General features: G+C 32.3%; 4 protein-coding genes. All 4 read right to left on the bottom strand.

Annotation, left to right across the window (positions count from 1 at the left end; genetic code table 11):
- Nucleotides 1-290, bottom strand: a 290-nt coding sequence (locus ACP5SP_RS07745) for a hypothetical protein (protein ID WP_428076475.1), incomplete at its 3' end; no start/stop codon positions are given.
- 13 nt (nucleotides 291-303) lie between these two features.
- Nucleotides 304-1080: an ABC transporter permease gene (locus ACP5SP_RS07740; protein WP_428076473.1), complete on the bottom strand. Its 777-nt coding sequence runs from the start codon at nucleotides 1078-1080 to the stop codon at nucleotides 304-306.
- A gap of 1 nt (nucleotide 1081) precedes the next feature.
- Nucleotides 1082-1873, bottom strand: coding sequence for an ABC transporter permease (locus tag ACP5SP_RS07735; protein ID WP_416085631.1), 792 nt, complete (start codon nucleotides 1871-1873; stop codon nucleotides 1082-1084).
- A complete protein-coding gene (locus ACP5SP_RS07730; protein WP_428076471.1) occupies nucleotides 1866-2882 on the bottom strand; it encodes an ABC transporter ATP-binding protein in 1017 nt (338 codons plus the stop codon). Before ACP5SP_RS07730 ends, ACP5SP_RS07735 begins: the two co-directional genes overlap by 8 nt.
- Between the last annotated feature and the right edge of the window lie 43 nt (nucleotides 2883-2925).

Here is a 2925-nt window from a genome sequence, read left to right as displayed (position 1 = left end):
TGCCCAGTTAAGAGAAAAAAATCCTTGTAAGTAGTAACTGCGACCTGCTGAAAGGTTAACATAAATTTATTTAAAGAAGAAAAATTCTCTTTAGAAATTATTTTTTTGAAATTTTCTATAGTTTTAAGCGAAAAATCTTGATCTCCAATCCAACCTATAGCAATTTTCCCTTCAAAGATAAAAATCTTTTTTGCATTGTCTGAATAATAACCAGTTTTTGGAAAATGGACTCTTGTGTCTGCTGCTATGATGATGTTTTTACCAACTTTAATTGATACTATTAATGACATAATTTTCTAAAACTTATCCTCTTCCTTGATATTTCTTAAGCCCGGTTTCCCAAAGAGTTAATGAAGTAAGAAGAAACACAAGTAACAAAATAATTTGAAATACAAAGCTTTCTTTTAAGTCTAAGGAGCCAGTAAGAATTCTTGCAGGAAAACTTGAAAATACAATTACTGGTATCACAGAAAGGAAAATCTTTCTAATAAAGCCTGAATAAACGGAGTCAGGATACTTTGCAAATTCTATTAGATCATCGTAAATGTAGAATAGGTTATTTACCTCGTAAAACCAAAAGGAAAGTAGACTAACGCAAAAAGCTTGAAGAGTATAAATCAAAAGCGAAAAAACAAACGAAATTGTATAAAGCAATAGATTTAGACCAATATGAATTGAATCTATCTTTAGTCCATAAGTTAACAATATCAATCCAGGAAGAATCCTCCAAATTCTCCCAACATTCACTTTTTGTAACAAAAGAAATATGATTGTATTTACAGGTTTTAAAAGGTAAACCTCAAGGTTTCCTTCCTTAACAGTTTCTGGCAGATTTAAAAGACCGCCTCTGAATGTCGTACTGTACAATTCAGCAAGAATAAAATAGGTTCCAAGCAAGATATACATATCTCCTATATCCCATCCTCCGATTGAATTCACGTTTAGATAGATTGCCTTGAAAAGAAGCAATACTCCTATAAAATAAACTAATTGATTAAGAAAATTAAAAACTATATCTATTCTGAATGCTAAATCTAATTTAAGTCGTAATTTAAAAAGCGCCCGCAGGAATTTCAGCATATTATCCCCCCGATGCTACAAACTTTTTACATCCTCTTTTAAAAATAAAATCAGATAAGATGATAAATACAAATACCCAAAGAATCATTGAAAAAAATTCGAAACTAATTTCTTTAATTGTTAGTTTTCCTAAAAATATTTGTGCTGGAATATAACCGCAGAAGCGAAATGGCAGGAAGAGCCAAACCCTCTTTACAGGTAATAGATCAAGTGGAATTAACATACCTGAAACCAGAGCAACAATTCCCTCAGAGAAGTAAATCACATATGTACTCCTTTCAAACCAGAAACTCAACAGGTTAAGGATATAACCATAACTAAAGCCAATTACAATTCCTCCAAACCAGAACAGTACACTCATAATATATCTCCATGTTTCTTTTTGAATAACAACATAACCTTTTAGTATGAAAGAAATAGCTATAACACCCAAGATCCCAAAAATCCATTGTAAAACCCATGCACCAATGAGCCTAAACAGATAAAGAAGATAATGATTAATTGGTTTTGTAAGCCAAAGACTAAAAGTTCCATCCTTAATACTTTCTCCAATTTCAATCCAAGCAGAATACGGTGTGTTCATAACAAAGAATTGTGTAACAATAAAGTATGTTACCATTGCGGAAAGGTCATAGCTTCCTATGTTACCACCATTTGAAAGTATGCTTTTCCAAAGAAAAAAAAGTGCTAACGGTGGAATGAGCACTACAGATAGATAAAATAGCGCATTTACTTTGTATTGAATGCTTCTTTTGATTTCACACTCTGCTCCTTCTAAATATACCCTAAACATTGTTATTCTCCTTACTGTAAATTTCGAAAACCAAATCTTCGAGAGTTGGTTCAGTAATTGTAATATCGGTGACAGCAAATTGGTTTAAGATCCTCTTTGCTATGTCCTTCGCAATGGTTTCTTCAACACTAATTGTTAAGCAATTTTCTTCTTTTGAAATAATACTTACGCCATCTATTTGTTGTATTTGCTTATCTAATTTATTATCAAACTCATCTTCTATGCACACTTTTATATATTTACGATTACAGATTCTCTTTTTAAGTCCCTCTATGTTCCCATCGTAAAGTTTAATCCCCTTATCAATCATTATTACCCTTGTTGCACATCTCTCTATATCTTTCATAGAATGGCTTGTCAGAATAATTGTTGCACTATGATCCTTTACATAGTTCCTTAGGAAATTGTGTAGCTCATTTTGAGAAAAAATATCAAGTCCAAGAGTAGGTTCATCAAGTAGAATCAAACGAGGCTCCCAAAGTAAATTTGCAACTAACTCAGCCTTTTTTCTCTGACCATGAGAGAGTTTCCTCACAGGAGTATTTAAAATCGCTTCAATGTTCATCATTGAGACAAGAGTATTAACTCGTTTTCTATATTCGTCAAAAGGTATATTGTAAATCTCCTTAACAAAGTAAAAACCATCAGAGACAGGAATGTCCCATGCAACTTCCTCAAGGAAGCCCCTAGAAGCCATGATAAAACTAATTTTATTCAGAAATTGTTTTGTTCTTTTATAGGGATTTTCATCAAGGACTCTAACTTCACCATCTGTTGGAAAAAGAACACCTGCAAGTATTTTTAAAGTTGTTGTTTTTCCTGCACCATTTGGGCCAATATAACCAACAATTTCGCCACTTTGGACATTGAAAGAAATACCTCTTAGAGCCTCAACCTCTTCATACTTCGGTTTAAAAATGCTTTTTATGCTTGCAACTAAACCTGCTTCTTTAACCTGCCTTCTATAGACTTTCTTGAGATTATTTACTTCAATCACATATTTATACATCTTTTTCTCCGTTTTGCAATTTTAATGAATCAAAGATATGAAT

This window comes from Caldisericum sp., assembly GCF_049967455.1.
In the GTDB taxonomy this organism is placed as follows: domain Bacteria; phylum Caldisericota; class Caldisericia; order Caldisericales; family Caldisericaceae; genus Caldisericum; species Caldisericum exile_A.
Note: the sequence above shows the minus strand (reverse complement) of the source record. Positions and strands in the feature narration are given on the sequence as shown.

Coding starts and splice junctions, on each gene's coding strand:
- ACP5SP_RS07740 (WP_428076473.1), bottom strand. CDS start 1,080: ATGCTGAAATTCCTGCGGGCGCTTTTTAAATTACGACTTAAATTAGAT.
- ACP5SP_RS07735 (WP_416085631.1), bottom strand. CDS start 1,873: ATGTTTAGGGTATATTTAGAAGGAGCAGAGTGTGAAATCAAAAGAAGC.
- ACP5SP_RS07730 (WP_428076471.1), bottom strand. CDS start 2,882: ATGTATAAATATGTGATTGAAGTAAATAATCTCAAGAAAGTCTATAGA.